This window comes from Nocardiopsis sp. MT53 (assembly GCF_019598965.1).
GTDB lineage: Bacteria > Actinomycetota > Actinomycetes > Streptosporangiales > Streptosporangiaceae > Nocardiopsis > Nocardiopsis changdeensis.
Genome location: NZ_CP080599.1, coordinates 912,770 through 928,746, shown reverse-complemented (window position 1 = coordinate 928,746; position 15,977 = coordinate 912,770). Strand labels below are relative to the sequence as shown.

General features: G+C 73.6%; 16 protein-coding genes. 12 read left to right on the top strand and 4 right to left on the bottom strand.

Going from position 1 to position 15,977, the window contains the following annotated elements:
- The first annotated feature begins 39 nt into the window (after nucleotides 1–39).
- A complete protein-coding gene (locus K1J57_RS03915; protein WP_220563115.1) occupies nucleotides 40–846 on the top strand; it encodes a DUF3105 domain-containing protein in 807 nt (268 codons plus the stop codon).
- A 125-nt stretch (nucleotides 847–971) separates the two neighbouring features.
- Here K1J57_RS03915 and K1J57_RS03910 read toward each other — a convergent pair whose 3' ends face one another.
- On the bottom strand, nucleotides 972–1,358 hold the full coding sequence (locus K1J57_RS03910; protein WP_220565332.1) for a DUF3515 domain-containing protein: 387 nt from the start codon (nucleotides 1,356–1,358) through the stop codon (nucleotides 972–974).
- A 99-nt stretch (nucleotides 1,359–1,457) separates the two neighbouring features.
- Nucleotides 1,458–1,691, bottom strand: a complete 234-nt coding sequence (locus K1J57_RS03905; RefSeq protein WP_220563114.1) for an Lrp/AsnC family transcriptional regulator — start codon at nucleotides 1,689–1,691, stop codon at nucleotides 1,458–1,460.
- 116 nt (nucleotides 1,692–1,807) lie between these two features.
- Between K1J57_RS03905 and K1J57_RS03900 the strand changes: the two genes are divergently transcribed.
- The gene (locus K1J57_RS03900; protein ID WP_220563113.1) at nucleotides 1,808–2,776 is read left to right on the top strand and encodes a thiamine-phosphate kinase; all 969 of its coding nucleotides are present in this window, start codon (nucleotides 1,808–1,810) and stop codon (nucleotides 2,774–2,776) included.
- 130 nt (nucleotides 2,777–2,906) lie between these two features.
- Nucleotides 2,907–3,551 (top strand): cellulose binding domain-containing protein, encoded by a 645-nt coding sequence (locus K1J57_RS03895; protein ID WP_220563112.1) that lies wholly within the window; start codon nucleotides 2,907–2,909, stop codon nucleotides 3,549–3,551.
- Between the two features lie 108 nt (nucleotides 3,552–3,659).
- Here the strand turns inward: K1J57_RS03895 and rpmB are convergent, their stop codons facing one another.
- Complete coding sequence (gene rpmB, locus K1J57_RS03890) at nucleotides 3,660–3,845, bottom strand: 50S ribosomal protein L28 (protein WP_013151263.1); 186 nt, start codon at nucleotides 3,843–3,845, stop codon at nucleotides 3,660–3,662.
- A 378-nt stretch (nucleotides 3,846–4,223) separates the two neighbouring features.
- Here rpmB and recG point away from each other — a divergent pair, with 378 nt between their 5' ends.
- On the top strand, nucleotides 4,224–6,404 hold the full coding sequence (gene recG / locus K1J57_RS03885) for an ATP-dependent DNA helicase RecG (RefSeq protein ID WP_220563111.1): 2,181 nt from the start codon (nucleotides 4,224–4,226) through the stop codon (nucleotides 6,402–6,404).
- 177 nt (nucleotides 6,405–6,581) lie between these two features.
- Here recG and rsmD read toward each other — a convergent pair whose 3' ends face one another.
- Entirely contained in the window at nucleotides 6,582–7,148 is a 567-nt protein-coding gene (gene rsmD, locus K1J57_RS03880; protein WP_220563110.1) for a 16S rRNA (guanine(966)-N(2))-methyltransferase RsmD, read from the bottom strand.
- 172 nt (nucleotides 7,149–7,320) lie between these two features.
- Here rsmD and coaD point away from each other — a divergent pair, with 172 nt between their 5' ends.
- From coaD to smc, 8 genes are all read left to right on the top strand, one after another.
- The gene (coaD, locus tag K1J57_RS03875; RefSeq protein WP_220563109.1) at nucleotides 7,321–7,803 is read left to right on the top strand and encodes a pantetheine-phosphate adenylyltransferase; all 483 of its coding nucleotides are present in this window, start codon (nucleotides 7,321–7,323) and stop codon (nucleotides 7,801–7,803) included.
- Between the two features lie 154 nt (nucleotides 7,804–7,957).
- Entirely contained in the window at nucleotides 7,958–8,536 is a 579-nt protein-coding gene (locus K1J57_RS03870; protein WP_220563108.1) for a DUF177 domain-containing protein, read from the top strand.
- A gap of 144 nt (nucleotides 8,537–8,680) precedes the next feature.
- Nucleotides 8,681–8,857: a 50S ribosomal protein L32 gene (gene rpmF / locus K1J57_RS03865; RefSeq protein ID WP_220563107.1), complete on the top strand. Its 177-nt coding sequence runs from the start codon at nucleotides 8,681–8,683 to the stop codon at nucleotides 8,855–8,857.
- Between the two features lie 543 nt (nucleotides 8,858–9,400).
- On the top strand, nucleotides 9,401–10,126 hold the full coding sequence (rnc, locus tag K1J57_RS03860) for a ribonuclease III (RefSeq protein ID WP_220563106.1): 726 nt from the start codon (nucleotides 9,401–9,403) through the stop codon (nucleotides 10,124–10,126).
- 8 nt (nucleotides 10,127–10,134) lie between these two features.
- Nucleotides 10,135–10,995 (top strand): bifunctional DNA-formamidopyrimidine glycosylase/DNA-(apurinic or apyrimidinic site) lyase, encoded by an 861-nt coding sequence (mutM, locus tag K1J57_RS03855; protein WP_220563105.1) that lies wholly within the window; start codon nucleotides 10,135–10,137, stop codon nucleotides 10,993–10,995.
- A gap of 105 nt (nucleotides 10,996–11,100) precedes the next feature.
- Nucleotides 11,101–11,388 (top strand): acylphosphatase, encoded by a 288-nt coding sequence (locus tag K1J57_RS03850; protein ID WP_220563104.1) that lies wholly within the window; start codon nucleotides 11,101–11,103, stop codon nucleotides 11,386–11,388.
- A 387-nt stretch (nucleotides 11,389–11,775) separates the two neighbouring features.
- Nucleotides 11,776–11,964: a hypothetical protein gene (locus K1J57_RS03845; protein ID WP_220563103.1), complete on the top strand. Its 189-nt coding sequence runs from the start codon at nucleotides 11,776–11,778 to the stop codon at nucleotides 11,962–11,964.
- Nucleotides 11,965–12,409: 445 nt separating this feature from the next.
- The gene (smc, locus tag K1J57_RS03840; protein ID WP_220563102.1) at nucleotides 12,410–15,955 is read left to right on the top strand and encodes a chromosome segregation protein SMC; all 3,546 of its coding nucleotides are present in this window, start codon (nucleotides 12,410–12,412) and stop codon (nucleotides 15,953–15,955) included.
- Nucleotides 15,956–15,977: the final 22 nt, after the last annotated feature.

The following is a 15,977-nucleotide window of genomic DNA, read 5'->3' as shown; positions in this document are numbered from 1 at the left end:
GGTAAGTCCCAGGCCCCACCACCCACCTCAGGAGACCCAGTGGCCAAGAAGAAGACGGCGGAGGAGCGTCGCCAGCGCGCCGCCGCCCTCAAGGCGGAACGCCTGCGCAAGGAGAGACAGCGCAAGATCCTCGGCATCGCCGGCGGCGCGCTGGCGGCCGTGGTGGTCGTGGGTCTCATCGGTTTCCTCTTCTACATGGATCATCGCAGCCGGCAGATCCCCGGTATGGCGGAACACGAGATCGGCTCCTACCTCCACGTCGACACCGGTGAGAAGGTCGACTACGAGCAGAGCCCGCCGGTCGGCGGCGACCACTGGAGCGCCTGGCAGAACTGCGGCGTCTACCCCTCGCCGGTGACCCCCGAGTTCGCGGTGCACTCCCTGGAGCACGGCGCGGTGTGGATCGCCTACGACCCCGAGCTGCCCGCGGACCAGGTCGAGCAGCTGAACGGCTTCTACACGCCGGGCTCCTACCTGCTGGTCACCCCGTACGAGGGTGAGATGGACGGCCCGATCGTGGCCTCCGCCTGGGGCCGCCAGGTCGCCGTGGACAGCCCGACCGACGAGAGCCTCCAGCGCTTCGTCCGCGCCTTCGAGCAGAGCAGCGACGTGCCGGAGCCGGGCGCGCTGTGCTCCCAGGGCGTGGCCGAGAACGCCGAGGAGGTCGAGGCCATGCTCGCCGGCGGTGGCGGCGAGGAGCAGCTCCCCGAGGGGATGGACGGCCCCGCCGAGGGCGCCGAGGGCGACGCGCCGGCCGAGGGCGAGAGCGACGCCCCCGCCGAGGAGGAGAGCGAGGCCCCCGCCGGGGACGAGAGCGAGGCTCCCGCCGAGGAGGGGTCCGAGTAGCGGACACCCCCTGTCGGAAGACGGAGGGAAGGGGCGGTGCGACCACGGTCGCACCGCCCCTTCCGGGTTCTGCGGGCCGTTCGGCGGGCGGTCCCCGGTGTGGCGGAGGTTCGGGAGGACCCTGCCTAGAGCTCCCCGTCGGGCAGCGGCGGCAGGTGCTCGGAGACCAGGTCGCTCACGGTCGTGAGCGCCGCGGCCGGGGGGCCGTAGGAGGTCGGGATCAGCAGCTCGACGTAGGCCTCGTGGCCGACCGCGGTGAAGACCGTAGGGGCGTCGGCCGGCTCGGACAGCCACGGGACCCCGTTGACCTCCTCGAGCAGGGAGTCCGGGGCCAGTGCCACGGGCCGCTCCACCCCGCAGCGCAGGCCGATCGCCGGGTCGCCCCAGGCGGCGGTGAGATCGGACGCGGGCCGGACGTCGACGCGCTCGGCGTCCATGAGGGTGTCCGGCAGGTCGGCGACCAGCGCCGTGCACAGCTCCTCGGCCGCGGCGTCGGGCAGCGGCGGCTCCATGCGCACCGTCTGCGCCCCGCACCCCGCGACCGCGCCCAGCAGGAGGAGCACGGGGGTCAGCCGCAGGAGTACGCGCACCACATTCTCCGAAGGGTCGGGTCAGATGTTGACGATGGGACAGGTGAGTGTCCGGGCGATCCCCTCGAGACGCTGGATGCGGGCCACCACCAGCGTTCCCAGGGCGTCCACGTCGTCGGCCTCGGCCTGGACGATCACATCGTAGGGGCCGGTCACGTCGTGGGCCTCCGTGACCCCCTCGATGCCCCGGATGCGCTCGGCGACCTCGGCGGCGCGGCCGACCTCGGTCTGGATCAGGATGTATGCCCGCACCATGTGTACTCCTTCGTGCATGCCGGGTACGGGAGCACCCGACGGTGAGGCCGATGACGAACGTGTGACGAACGTGGGTCTGGACCACCGCGCCGGAGCGTCACCGTACCCTGTTCCCTGTGCAGAACACCATTGGGGGTCTGGGCGAGTTCGCTCTGATCAGACGCGTGACGGGCCAATTCCCCGGGACGGACGATGTAATCCTCGGTCCGGGTGACGATGCGGCCGTCGTCGCCGCCCCCGACGGCCGGACCGTGGCCACCACCGACCTACTGGTGGAGGGCCGCCACTTCCGGCGCGACTGGTCCACGGCCCGCGACGTCGGCCACCGGGCGGTGGCCCAGAACTTCGCCGACGTCGTCGCCATGGGCGCCCGCCCCACCGGCCTGCTCATCGGCTTCGCCGCCCCCGCCGACCTGCCCCTGGAGTGGGCGGAGGAGTTCACGCTGGGCGTGCGCGACGAGTGCGCGGCCGCGGGCGGCGCGGTGGTGGGCGGCGACACCGTCGGCTCCGACACCATCACCGTCGCGATCACCGCGCTGGGCGACCTCCAGGGCCGGGCCCCGGTCCGCCGCGACGGCGCCCGCCCCGGCGACGTCGTCGCCTACTGCGGGCACCTGGGCCTGTCCGGCGCCGGGCTGGCCCTGCTCACCGCCGGGACCGACGGGCCCGCCGCCTGCCTGGACGAGTACCGCAGGCCCTCCCCGCCCTACTCCGCGGGACCCGAGGCGGCCCGGCTGGGCGCCACCGCCATGCTCGACGTCAGCGACGGCCTCGCCCAGGACCTGGGCCACGTGTGCCGGGCCTCACGGGTGCGCATCGACCTGGACCCGGACCTGCTGCGCCCCGAGCCCGCGCTGGTCGAGGCCGTGCGCGTCCTGGGCGGGGGGCCCGGCCGGGCCCTGGCGTTCATGGTCTCCGGGGGCGAGGACCACGCCCTGGCCGCGACCTTCCCCGCCGGAGCGGACCTGCCCGACCACTGGCACCGCATCGGGACCGTCCTCCCGGCCGAGGAGGGGGAGCGCCGCGTCACCGTCGGCGGGCGGGTCCCCGAACGCACCGGATGGGATCATTTCCCCGGCGAATGAGCGCGTTTGGATTTGTCTGTTTTGGCTCGCGCGCTAGGCTTGCGGCCGGGAATCGCCCGGTCCCGCTCGCACCGAGCGGCGGCCACCGGGCAGGGCGAGATCGGTTTCCGATCCCGGGGAGAGGCGGTCCATGGGGCGGCACGGCCAGCGGCAGGGCACCCGTCGCGGTGCGCACCGCAACGAGCCCGCTGACACCGGGGCGCTGCGCAGGCTGGGCGGCTTCATCGAGAGCACCGTCCCCAAGCGCGTGGAGCCCCCGCGCCTGCTCAACGTGCTCGTCGTCTCCGGCGTGATCCTGGGCCTGCTCCTCTTCGGCTACAGCACCACCCAGATCTACCTCCAGTTCGGCGGCACTCCCGGGGGCACCGCACAGAACCCGGGCACCCAGGACGGGGTGGGCCCCAGCGGCGGCGTCACCCCCGAGCCCGACGCCGGGACGCCCGCGCCGCAGACCCAGGCGGGCACCGAGCCCACCACCGTCTCCTACCGCGTCGTGGAGTCGGGCGAGGCGGGCTTCAGCGCGCAGGTCACGGTCACCAACACCTCCCGCAGCAGGCTCGACGCCTGGGAACTGGCCCTGGCGTTCGAGGACGCCGAGGTCACCCACGTCGACGGCGCCGACTGGGAGGCCATCGACGACGGCATCCTGGCCCGCCAGCCCGGCAGCGCCGACGGGCTCGAGCCCGGGGAGAGCGCCTCGCTCACCTTCCAGGCCCTGGGCGCCGCGCAGAGCCCGACCCGCTGCTCCCTCAACGGGCACATCTGCAGCCTGTGAGCGGTCCCACCGTGTTCCGGCGCCGCCCCCTCCGTCCGGTCCCGGGAACGGCGAAGGCCCCCCGACCGGAGTCGGAGGGCCTCGAAGACCTGTCGGGGGCGGTGCTCCCTAGCGGGTCACCTTGCCGGCCTTGATGCACGAGGTGCAGGCGTTCACGCGCTTGGGCGTGCCGCCGACGCGGGTGCGGACGGTCTGGATGTTGGGGTTCCAGCGGCGGCGGGTGCGACGGTGCGAGTGGGAAACACTGTTACCGAACCCTGGTCCCTTGCCGCAGACGTCGCAGACGGAAGCCACGGTAACTCCATTCAAGTGTTCGGGATCGCGCACGTCGCCGCACGCGAAGGTTCAACCGGCCGGAAGGGGCCGGGCGGACAGGTCGGCGCGAACGCCAACCGTGGAAGAGTACACGAGGGGAGGTGAAAAGCCCCCAGCGTGCGCCGGCGGGACGTGGTGCCGCCGGAAGGACCATCGACCGCCGCCACGCGGGCACGGCGGAAACACGATGAACTCACACGAGTATAGCGCCGCCGGAGACGTCGGCGGACATCCGTGCCTTCGGCCCCGTCCCGGGAGAATGCCGACCCGCCGCCGCCCCGCTCCCGGGAGGCGCCGCCGAGCGTCGCAGCGGGGCACTAGCGTTGGCCGTGACCGGCGATCCTGAAGAGGAAGACCATGACCACCTGGGACGAACCGCTGGGCCGGGGCCCGCTGCGCGGCAAGACGGCCAAGGCCCTGGAGGAGAAGCTCGACCTCCACACCCTCGGCGACCTCCTGCGCTACTACCCGCGCCGCTACGACCGGCGCGGCGACCTCACCGACCTGGCCCTGCTGCGCGAGGGCGAGCAGGCCACCGTGCAGGCCCGCGTCCTGGACGCCAAGAGGCGCACGGTCCCGCCCCGGCAGGGCCGGCGGCGGATGGACCTGCTGGAGGTCGTCGTGACCGACGGCACCGGCCGGCTGCACCTCACGTTCTTCAACCAGGGCGCCTACCACCAGACCCGGCTCACCCCCGGGCGGCTGGCCATGTTCTCCGGCCGGGTCGGCACCTTCAAGGGGCGCCGCCAGCTCGACCACCCGCAGTACGAGCTCCTCGACGAGGACGGCTCCGAGGTGGACCGGGCCCGCGCCTACGCCGACGAGCTCATCCCGGTCTACCCGGCGGTCAAGGGCATGGACTCGGCCACCATCGGCCGCGCCGTCGAGGTCGCCCTGGGCGTCGTGGACGACCTGCCCGACCCGCTGCCGCCCGCCGTCCTCGGCGACCGCCCGGGGATCGCCGACGCACTGCGGAGGATCCACCGGCCGCAGAGCGACCAGGACATCGGCTCCGCCCGCCGCCGCCTGAAGTGGGACGAGGCGTTCGTCCTGCAACTGGCGCTGGCCCGCCGGCGCCGCGACGCCGAGAGCCTGCCCGCGGTGCCCCGGCCCGGCGCCGACGGCGGCATCCTCGACGCCTTCGACGCGCAGCTGCCGTTCACCCTCACCGACGGCCAGCGGGAGGTCGGCGACCTGCTCGCCGCGCGGCTCGACTCCGCCCACCCCATGCACTGCCTGCTCCAGGGCGACGTGGGCGCGGGCAAGACCCTGGTGGCGCTGCGGGCCATGCTCCGCGTGGTGGACTCCGGCGGCCAGGCCGTCATGCTCGCCCCCACCGAGGTGCTGGCCCAGCAGCACCACCGCTCCATCGGCGCCATGCTCGGCGCGCTGGGCCGGGCTGGGCAGATCGACGGGGCCGAGCGGGCCACCCGGACCGCCCTGCTCACCGGGTCCATGGGGGCCGCCGCCCGGCGCGAGGCCCTGCTGGACGCCGCCTCCGGCGCCGCCGGGATCGTGGTGGGCACGCACGCCCTGCTCCAGGAGCACGTGTCCTTCGCCGACCTGGGCCTGGTCGTGGTCGACGAGCAGCACCGGTTCGGTGTGGAGCAGCGCGACGCCCTGCGGGCCAAGGCCGCCGACGGCCGCCCGCACGTGCTGGTGATGACCGCCACGCCCATCCCGCGCACCGTCGCCATGACCGTCTACGGCGACCTCGACGTGGTCGCCCTCACCCAGCTGCCCGCCGGGCGGGCGCCGGTGTCCACCCACGTGGTCCCGGCCAAGGACAAGCCCCACTACCTCAGCCGGGCCTGGGAGCGGATCCGCGAGGAGGCGGCCCAGGGCCGACAGGCCTTCGTGGTCTGCCCGCGCATCGGCGACGGCGACTCCGCCGAGGACGCCCAGGCCGCGGGGGAGGAGGGCGAACGCGCCCCGCTGTCGGTGCTGGAGATCGCCGCCCGGCTGACCGAGGGCCCCCTGGCCGGCCTGCGCGTGGAGGTGCTGCACGGGCGGATGGCCCCCGACGACAAGGACGCGGTGATGGGCCGCTTCTCCGCCGGCACCACCGACGTGGTGGTGTCCACCACCGTCATCGAGGTGGGCGTGGACGTGCCCAACGCCACTGTGATGGTCATCATGGACGCCGACCGGTTCGGGGTCTCCCAGCTGCACCAGCTGCGCGGCCGGGTCGGCCGCGGCAAGCTGCCGGGTCTGTGCCTGCTGGTCACCGAGTCCGAGGAGGGCTCGCCCGCCCGGGAGCGGCTCGACGTGGTCGCCTCGACCACCGACGGCTTCGTGCTCTCCCAGGAGGACCTGCGGATGCGCCGCGAGGGCGACGTGCTGGGCGACGCCCAGTCGGGCCGCTCCAGCCTGCGCCTGCTCACCCTGCTCAAGGACGAGAAGGTCATCGAGGAGGCCCGCGAGCGCGCCGCCGCCTACCTGGAGGAGGACCCGGAGCTGACCGCCCACCCGCCCCTGGTCCGCGCCCTGGAGGAGCTGCTCCCGGAGGAGCGCGCCGAGTACCTCGACAAGACCTGAGCCCCGGGCCCCGGGGCCTGTTCTCCGAACGCCTGTGCCGCCGGGGGTTCGTGAGGCGCCCGGCGGGGCCGGAGGTGCGGTCCTCGAGGAAGGCCTGCGGCCGTGGGCCGTCCGTCGGGGGCCTTCCGCCGCCCGGCGGGCGGGCCGAAGCGCGGCGGAGGTACGAGAGGGCCCGGCCTAGGCGGAGTAGTGGGCGTACCAGAGGACGGCCTCGCCGTAGCCGCGCCTGCGGTCGCGGGCGAGGCCGGCGGGCCAGGCGGGCTCGGCGGTGCGCTTGGAGCGCTCCACCACCACCAGCGCGCCGTCGGCCAGCCAGGAGCGGGAGGCCAGGTCGGCGAGCACGGCGGCGATCTCGGCGTCGGTGACCGCGTACGGCGGGTCCGCCACCACCAGGTCGTAGGGCCCGTCCGGGTTGTCCTGCGCGACCACCCGCTCCACCCGGTCGGCGGCCAGCCGGGCGCCGGGCAGGCCCAGCGCGTCGATGTTGTCCCGCACCACCTTGGCCGCCTTGCGGTCGGCCTCCACCAGCAGCGCGTGGGAGGCGCCCCGGGACAGGGCCTCCAGGCCGATGGCCCCCGAGCCCGCGTACAGGTCCATGACCCGCAGCCCCGTCAGCGGGCCGAGGTCGGACTGGGCGGAGGCGAACAGGGCCTCGCGGGCCCGGTCGCTGGTGGGGCGGGTGGTGCGGCCGTCGGGGACGGAGATGCGGCGCCCCCCGGCCGTCCCGGCGATGATGCGGGTCATGGCACCACCGTAGCCAAGGCGCCGCGCCTCCCGGACTCCCCGGCGCGCCTCCTCCCGCAGTGGGGGTGACGGGGGGAAAGTGGCCACTAAGCGGGAGTTGCCCGAATCCGTACCGGGGGCGACCCCTACGATCGCGGTACTCGAACGCCATGTCCGAAAGGGGCGATCCACCGTGCGCCGTGCCGTCTGCCCGGGTTCCTTCGATCCGGTGACCTACGGTCACATCGACATCATCGGCCGGGCGGCCAAGCAGTACGACGAGGTCGTCGCCGCTGTGCTCAACAACGTGAACAAGAGGGGCCTGTTCACGGTCCCGGAGAAGCTCGACATGCTCCGCGTGGGGACCGAGGACCTCGCCAACGTGCAGGTCGCCGAGTTCGACGGGCTCCTGGTCGACTTCTGCCGCGCCAACGGCATCGACACCATCGTGCGCAGCCTCCGTTCGGTCAGCGACTTCGACTACGAGCTCCAGATCGCCCAGATGAACTACCGTCTGTCCGGGGTGGAGACGGTGTTCATGACCGCGAACCCGCAGTACTCCTTCCTGTCCTCCAGCCTGGTCCGGGAGATCGCCCAGTACCACGGCGACGTCTCCAACCTGGTGACGCCCTACGTGCAGGACCGGCTGCGCGAGAAGTACACCGCGAACGGCTGATACGCGGGCCTTCCGGAGCTGATTTGGGTGCTCGGGGACGTGATGGGTAGAATCCAGGTTCGACCATGTGCGTCGCCGTCTTCGGCGTGCGCGCGGGCCGGTACCGGCCGCCACCGGCGGACCGCCCGGCTCCCGGAATCCTCGTGAAAGCCCGATGACCCTGTCTCGTCTCAATCCCCGTGACCCGTTCGTGGTCGACACCCAGGCGCTGGGCCGCCAGCCGGGGTCGATGCGGACGGTCCAGCGCATCGTGACCGTCCCCGAGGCGTTCGCGAACGCGATGTCCTCCGTGCCCGAGGGCCGCGAGCTGGAGCTCGACCTGCGCCTCGAAGCGGTGATGGAGGGCGTCCTGGTCACCGGGACCGTGCGCGGGCAGGTCACGGCCGAGTGCTCGCGCTGCCTCGACCCCCTCTCCGAGGACTTCGAGGCGGGCTTCCAGGAGATGTTCCGGTACACCGCCGACGAGGACGGCCTCCACCAGGAGGACCTGGAAGCGGACGACGACGATGAGGACTACTATCTAGAGGGCGACCTGCTCGACCTCGAACCCGTGGTCCGAGACGCCGTCGTCCTCGCCCTCCCGCTCTCGCCGCTGTGCGACCCGGACTGCCCGGGCCTGTGCTCGGAGTGCGGTGCCCGACTCGCCGACGCGGGACCCGACCACGGTCACGACGACCGGGTCGACCCCCGGTGGGAGGCGCTCCGCGACCTCGCGGAGCGGCCCGGCGAGTGACAACAGCCCTTCCCCGTGCACCACGGGGATGATCCCGGCCCCGTGCCGGGCGCCCCGTTCTACGGAGCACACCCCGCAGTGCGCGGGGTTGACCAGATAAGCGACCTCCCGCGATCCGCGCGGGGGTGACCCAGGAGGATTGAAGTGGCCGTCCCGAAGCGGAAGATGTCGCGGAGCAACACCCGGACCCGCCGTTCCCAGTGGAAGGCGTCGCGCCCGGTGCTGGTCAACTGCCCGCGCTGCCGCGACCCCAAGCAGCCCCACGTCGCCTGCCCGAACTGCGGCACCTACAACAACCGCCAGGTCGTCAACCCGGCGTAACCGCGTATGCCAGGTCTTCGGGTCACCGCACCCGACTCCTGCCCCCGGGGCGGGTCCGTACCACGGACCCGCCCCGAACGCTGTCCGGGGCCCGCGGGGGAGGCGCGGACGGGCCGGGATTTGTAGAGTGTGACCGAGGGACGGCCCAGGGTGTGTTCCGCGGATGTCCTCGTGCCGTCCGGCACGAGCGGCCTCCAGGCGATCTCTCGCAGGACGACCGTTCCGGGGTGCCGCGCGGCACCGCGCGGCGGGGCCCGCCCGGGTCCGGCCCTCCGGACGCGGGCGGCGCCGCGAGAGACGGACCGGAGGACGCGAGCGAACACGCCCCGAGCCGCCCCCGCCCCGTCCTACCGTCCACGCGACGGCCGGCCCGCGGACCGCACCGGAGTTCCCGAGTTCGTGGTGGCCGCCGGGGGAGCGGGCGCCGTGTCCGGCGTCGGCTCCCGCGACGCTCACCTCGTTTTCGAGCACCCTGGTCGGGCCGTGCGTCCGCGACCGCGCACGCGCGCCGCACCGGCGTGCCCGAACAGGGAAGTGAAACGAGTGGCCACGCAGCTCTCCTCCGCCGAGACCAAGGCGTTCCACCAGGCCATCGGGGTCGAGGTCGACCCCAGGATCCTGGTCCGCGCGCTGACCCACCGCTCCTACGCCTACGAGAAGGGCGGCCTGCCCACCAACGAGCGCCTGGAGTTCCTGGGCGACTCCGTGCTCGGCCTGGTGGTCACCGACACGCTCTTCCGCAAGCACCCCGACCTGCCCGAGGGGCAGCTGGCCAAGCTGCGCGCCGCGGTCGTCAACATGCGGGCGCTGGCCGACGTGGCCCGCGGCCTGGGCATCGGCGCCTACATCCGGCTGGGCCGCGGCGAGGAGGGCACCGGCGGGCGCGACAAGTCGTCGATCCTGGCCGACACCCTGGAGGCCATCATCGGCGCGGTCTACCTGGACCGGGGCCTGGACACCGCCTCGGAGTTCGTGCACCGGCTGTTCGACCCGCTGATCGCGACCGCCTCCGGGCTGGGCGCGGGCCTGGACTGGAAGACCTCGCTCCAGGAGCTGACGGCCGCGGAGATGCTGGGCGTGCCCGAGTACCACGTGGACGAGTCGGGCCCCGACCACCAGAAGACGTTCCGGGCCACGGTCAGGGTCGCGGGGGAGAGCTACGGCCTGGGCGAGGGCCGCAGCAAGAAGGAGGCGGAGCAGCAGGCCGCCGAGTCCGCCTGGAAGGCGATCAAGGCCCGATCCGAGGCCGCCGGAAACGGAAAGAGGTAGGTACCCCGATGCCCGAGCTGCCCGAGGTCGAGGTCGTACGCCGGGGGCTGGCCGCCCACGCCGTGGGACGCACCGTCGCCGGGGTCGAGGTCCTGCACCCCCGCGCGGTGCGCAGGCACACCCCCGGCCCCGCCGACTTCGCGGCCCGGCTCGAGGGGCGCACCCCCACGGCCGCGCTGCGCCGCGGCAAGTACATGTGGCTGGCCCTGGACGACGGGTCGATGCTCCTGGCCCACCTGGGGATGAGCGGCCAGATGCTGGTCCAGCCGCAGGGCAAGCCGGACGAGAAGCACCTGCGGGTGCGGCTGCCGCTGTCGGACGGCAACGAGCTGCGGTTCGTCGACCAGCGCACCTTCGGCCACCTGATGGTGGACGTGCCGGGGGAGCGGGCGGACGTGCCGGCGTCGGTCGACCACATCGCCCTGGACCCGCTGGACGCGGAGTTCGTCCCGGAGGCGTTCGTGCGCGCGCTGCGCGCCAGGGACACCGAGGTCAAGCGGGCGCTGCTGGACCAGTCGCTGATCAGCGGCGTGGGCAACATCTACGCCGACGAGGCCCTGTGGCGGTCCGGCCTGCACGGGCGGCGCGGCACCCGGGGGCTGACCCGGGCCCAGGCGACCGAACTGCTGGGGCACGTGCGCGACGTCATGACGGAGGCGCTGGCGGTGGGCGGCACCACCTTCGACGGGCTCTACGTCAACGTCAACGGCGAGAGCGGCTACTTCGCCCGGGGACTCAACGCCTACGGGCGGGAGGACCGGCCGTGCGGCCGGTGCGCCTCCCCGATCGTGCGGGAGTCGTTCATGAACCGCTCCTCGTTCAGCTGCCCCTCGTGCCAGAGACCCCCGCGGAGGTCCCGCACCGCCTGACGGGACTGTGACGGGTGGGGCGGGTGGGGTTTTCCGGGTCGGAACGGCCCAGAGGACCGCACAGTGAGGAAAGTGTCTCCCCAAGGTAAGGAAGAGGAACGGTCAATGAGCGGCGGCGACGAGGTCGTCCGACTGACCGCGTGGGTGCGCGGACATGTCCAGGGAGTGGGTTTCCGCTGGTGGACGCGTTCCCGGGCGCTGGAACTGGGGCTGGTCGGGGCCGCCACGAACCTCGCGGACGGCCGTGTGGAGGTCGTGGCGGAGGGTTCCCGGAAAGCCTGCGAGGAGCTTCTTGAACGCCTCAAGGGCGGCGGAACACCCGGCCGTGTGGACTCTGTGGTCGAACGTTGGGGTCCGGTCGGGGGTACGTTCACCGGTTTCGTCGAGCGGTGAGTATCCTGGAGGGGTAACGCGATTCGAGCGCACCCCGCGACCGCGACGGTCGGTACCGAAGGCTCGTGGCAGGGTCTCGTGAGGTGCGTCGGCCGTCATCGTGCGTTCCCGCGCGTCTCCGGCCCGGCCGGGGCGGCCTTCTTCGCATCGTGTTGACACCACCTGCCCGGGTCTTCTCACTCCGGATCAGAGTGGTTACCGAGTGTTTGTAATCCAATCTTGACCAGTGGCGCGCCTAGTGAGACTCTGGAAGGCACACCGCGCAGCCTTCCACCCGCGTGGAAGAAACGTCCATGAAAGCGAATCGCACATCATGGAGAAAGAAATCCCGCGGGGTGTCGCATGCGCAAAATCACAACTGGTCACTCAGTGTGGAGGACCCACATCATGGCGAAGGCTCTGTTCGGCCACGTCGGCGGCTCCGACCCTCGTATGGTCCAGGAGATGCGACGGCTTCAGAAGCGGGTACGCGACCTCGAGGACGAGGTCAGCCGGCTCCAGGCGCGCAACGACCAGCTCAGCATGGCGGTCAGCGACGTCGCGGGTGCCACCGACCGCGAGCCCGCGCTCGCCTGATCCGCGCGTTCCGCGCCCGGCGATGACCGGCCGCGCGCACCGCGCACGAATCCAGGAGTGGGGACGCCTTTCCGCTGTATCGTCCGGGCGTCCCTGAATCCTCACCGGTGGGATTCCCACCGGATCCACAAGTCCACCGCGCCGCAGTCTTTCCTTTTCCATTGCGGCCTCTTTTCCTTTTAGTACCCGGCGGACTCCGTCACAACCCTCCGTGTCCGCCGGTGATCCCCCCTCCTCGACTCCTCCCGGGAAAGCCGGGAGGAAACGTACGAACACGCGACGCGCAGGGCGGACCTGCTCCGCCCGGCGGCGCGTCCCCCACCGGCACACCGCGCCGACCCCCGCACCCCTGTCGCCTCTTCGTGGCACCCTTGTACGGGTCGGCCCGCCTTCCCTCCCCGGAAAGCGCGGCGCGAACGCCCGGTGGCCACTGCGGGAGGTGTGGGTGTACCTGAAGAATCTGACGCTGCGCGGCTTCAAGTCGTTCGCGTCGGCCACCACCCTGCGCTTCGAACCGGGCATCACCTGTGTGGTGGGCCCCAACGGCTCGGGCAAGTCCAATGTCGTCGACGCCCTGTCCTGGGTGATGGGCGAGCAGGGTGCCAAGTCGCTGCGCGGCGGCAAGATGGAGGACGTCATCTTCGCGGGGACCTCCACCCGCCCCGCGCTGGGCCGCGCCGAGGTCAGCCTCACCATCGACAACACCGACGGCGCGCTGCCCATCGACTACACCGAGGTCACCATCAAGCGGACCATGTTCCGCAACGGCGGCTCGGAGTACGCGATCAACGGCGACACCTGCCGCCTCCTCGACATCCAGGACCTGCTCAGCGACTCCGGCATCGGCCGCGAGATGCACGTCATCGTCGGCCAGGGCCAGCTCGACACCGTCCTGCACGCCGGCCCCGAGGAGCGCCGCTCGCTGGTGGAGGAGGCCGCGGGCATCCTCAAGCACCGCAAGCGCAAAGAGAAGGCGATCCGCAAGCTCAACGCGATGCAGGGCAACCTGGACCGGGTCACCGACCTCACCGCCGAGCTGCGCCGCCAGCTCAAGCCGCTGGGCCGCCAGGCCGAGCTGGCCCGCCGGGCCGCCGTCATCCAGGCCGACCTGCGCGACTCCCGGCTGCGGCTGCTCGCCGACGACATCGTCACCCTCACCGAGCAGCTCGCCAAGGAGGAGGCCGACGAGAAGGACGTCCTGCGCCGCCGGGCGGCGGTGGAGGCCTCCCTCGCCCAGGCCCAGGAGCGCGAGTCCGAGCTGGAGGCCCAGGCCGCCGAGGCCGCCCCCGCCCTGGCCCGCGCCACCGAGACCTACCACGCGCTGTCCCGGCTCACCGAGCGACTGGACGCCGTGCGCGGACTGGCCGCCGAGCGCTTCCGCAACCTCGCCTCCGTCGGCGACGAGCCCGCCCACCGGCGCGACCCCGCGGAACTGGAGATGGAGGCCGAGGAGGCCGCGGCCCAGGAGGAGGAGCTGCTGGCCCGCCTGGACGAGGCCCGCGAGGTCCTGGAGACCGCCGTCGCCGAGCGCAGCGCCGCCGAGGACGCCCTGTACCGCGAGGAGAAGCGCCTGGAGGCCGCGGGCCGGGCCGCCGCCGAGCGCCGCGAGCAGCTGGTCCGCCTGTCGGCGAGCGTGGAGGGGCTGCGCGGCCGCCTGTCCTCCGGCGAGGCCGAGATCACCCGGCTGGAGGAGGCCGCCGCCCAGGCCGCCGAACGCGCCGAGCAGGCCCAGGCCGAGTACGAGATGGCCGCAGAGGAGGCGGCGGGCCTCGACGAGGGCGACGCCGAGCTGGACGCCGCCCAGGAGGAGGCCGCCGCCGCGCTCGCCGCGGTCGAGTCCGAGCTGAACCGGCTGCGCGACGCCGAGCGCTCCGCCGAGGGCGAGCGGGCCGCGCTGGCCGCCCGCAAGGAGGCCCTCGAACTGGGGCTGGCGGGCAGGGACGGCGCCGCCGCCCTGCTCGGCTCCGACCTGCCCGGACTGCTCGGCTCGCTGGCGTCCCTGGTCCAGGTGGAGCCCGGCCGGGAGGCCGCGGTGGCCGCCGCGCTGGGCGCGGCCGCCGGCGCCGTCGCGGTCGCCGACCCCGACACCGCCGTCGCCGCCCTCGAACTCCTGCGCGCCGAGGACGCGGGCCGGGCCGGGATCGTCATCGCCGGGGCCGTGCCCGCCGTGCCGCGCGCCGACTGGCCCCAGCCCCCGCCCGGGGTCCGCTACGCGGTGGACGCGGTCACCGCCCCCGAGCACCTGGCCGGGCCGGTCACCGCGCTGCTGGACCGGGTGCTGCTCGCCGCCGACCTGGCCGCCGCCCGCGACCTGGTCGCCAAGCTGCCCGCGGTGCGGGCCGTCACCCCCGACGGCGACGTGCTGGCCGGGGCGCTGGCCCACGGCGGCTCGGCCGCCGCGCCCAGCCTGCTGGAGGTCCAGGCCGCCGTCGACGAGGCCGCCGCCAGGCTGGAGACCGCCACCGCGGCCGCGGCCGCCGCGGCCGAGGAGCTGGACGCCGCCAAGGCCGAGCGGGCCGAGCTGTCCGCCCGGGTCCAGGAGCTGGCGGCCCGCCGCCGCCAGGGCGAGCGCAAGCGCAACGAGACCGCCCAGCGCCTGGGCAAGCTCGGCGGGCAGGCCCGCTCCGCCGAGGCCGAGTCCGCGAGGTACGCCGCTGCGGCGGCCAAGGCGGCCGCCGCCCGCGCGGAGGACGTCGAGAAGCTGGCCCGGCTGGAGGAGCGGCACGCCGAGGCCGAGGAGATGACCGCCTCCCTGGAGGAGGAGGCCCCCGACCCGGAGGTGCGCGACGAGCTGTCCGCGCAGGCCTCGCGCGCCCGCGCCGCCGAGATGGAGCGCCGCCTGGCGGTGCGCACCGCCGAGGAGCGCGCCCGCGCCGTCGCGGGCCGCGCCGAGCAGCTGCTCGTCCAGGCCGCCGAGGAGCGGCGGGCCGCCGAGCGCGCGGCACAGCGCCGCGCCCTGCGCGGAGCGCAGGCCACCCTCGCCGAGGCCGTCGCCGAGGGCGCCCGCCTGGCCCTGGAGCGCATCGCCGCCTCGCTGGCCGCCGCCGAGTCCGAGCGGGGCGCCGCCGAGGCGGGCAAGGAGGCCCGCGACGCCGAGCTGCGCACCGTGCGCGCCCGCGTCCGCGAGCTGTCCGTCGACCTGGAGAAGCTCACCGGTTCGGCGCACAGCGGCGAGATGGCCCGCGCCGAGCGCCGCCTGCGCCTGGAGCAGCTGGAGACCAAGGCGATGGAGGAGATGGGCGTGGACGTGCCCACCCTCGTCGCCGAGTACGGTCCGACCGTCCCGGTGCCGCCGCCCGCCGAGGCGGGCGAGGACGGCGTCCCGGTGCCGTACGTGCGCGAGGTCCAGCTCAAGCGGGCCAAGGCGGCCGAGCGCCAGCTCAACCAGCTGGGCAAGATCAACCCGCTGGCGCTGGAGGAGTTCGCCGCTCTGGAGGAGCGGCACGCCTTCCTCAACGCCCAGCTGGAGGACCTCAAGAAGACCCGGCGCGACCTCATGGACATCGTCCAGGAGGTGGACGCCCGCGTGCAGGAGGTGTTCGCCTCCGCCTACCTGGACGTGGAGCGCGAGTTCTCGGCGATCTTCGGCCGGCTGTTCCCGGGCGGTGAGGGGCGGCTGCTGCTCACCGACCCCGACGACATGCTCACCACCGGCATCGAGGTGGAGGCCCGCCCGCCCGGCAAGAAGGTCAAGCGGCTGTCGCTGCTGTCGGGCGGCGAGCGCTCGCTGACCGCGGTGGCGTTCCTGGCGGCGATCTTCAAGGCCCGCCCGTCGCCGTTCTACGTGATGGACGAGGTCGAGGCGGCCCTGGACGACACCAACCTCCAGCGGCTGCTGGTGATCTTCGAGGAGCTGCGGGAGTCCTCCCAGCTCATCGTCATCACCCACCAGAAGCGCACCATGGAGGCGGCCGACGCGCTGTACGGCGTCACCATGCAGGGCGACGGCATCTCGCAGGTCATCAGCCAGAAGATCGAGCGCTCCGCCTGACCCGGGAAAAGGGGGCGGCCGC

What these genes read in the sequence shown, in the direction of transcription:
- K1J57_RS03910 (WP_220565332.1), bottom strand. Translation starts at nt 1,358, where the DNA reads ATGGAGCCGCCGCTGCCCGACGCCGCGGCCGAGGAGCTGTGCACGGCG.
- K1J57_RS03905 (WP_220563114.1), bottom strand. Translation starts at nt 1,691, where the DNA reads ATGGTGCGGGCATACATCCTGATCCAGACCGAGGTCGGCCGCGCCGCC.
- K1J57_RS03870 (WP_220563108.1), top strand. Translation starts at nt 7,958, where the DNA reads ATGACCCTGTCTCGTCTCAATCCCCGTGACCCGTTCGTGGTCGACACC.
- K1J57_RS03845 (WP_220563103.1), top strand. Translation starts at nt 11,776, where the DNA reads ATGGCGAAGGCTCTGTTCGGCCACGTCGGCGGCTCCGACCCTCGTATG.
- K1J57_RS03850 (WP_220563104.1), top strand. Translation starts at nt 11,101, where the DNA reads ATGAGCGGCGGCGACGAGGTCGTCCGACTGACCGCGTGGGTGCGCGGA.
- rsmD (WP_220563110.1), bottom strand. Translation starts at nt 7,148, where the DNA reads ATGACCCGCATCATCGCCGGGACGGCCGGGGGGCGCCGCATCTCCGTC.
- mutM (WP_220563105.1), top strand. Translation starts at nt 10,135, where the DNA reads ATGCCCGAGCTGCCCGAGGTCGAGGTCGTACGCCGGGGGCTGGCCGCC.
- recG (WP_220563111.1), top strand. Translation starts at nt 4,224, where the DNA reads ATGACCACCTGGGACGAACCGCTGGGCCGGGGCCCGCTGCGCGGCAAG.
- K1J57_RS03895 (WP_220563112.1), top strand. Translation starts at nt 2,907, where the DNA reads ATGGGGCGGCACGGCCAGCGGCAGGGCACCCGTCGCGGTGCGCACCGC.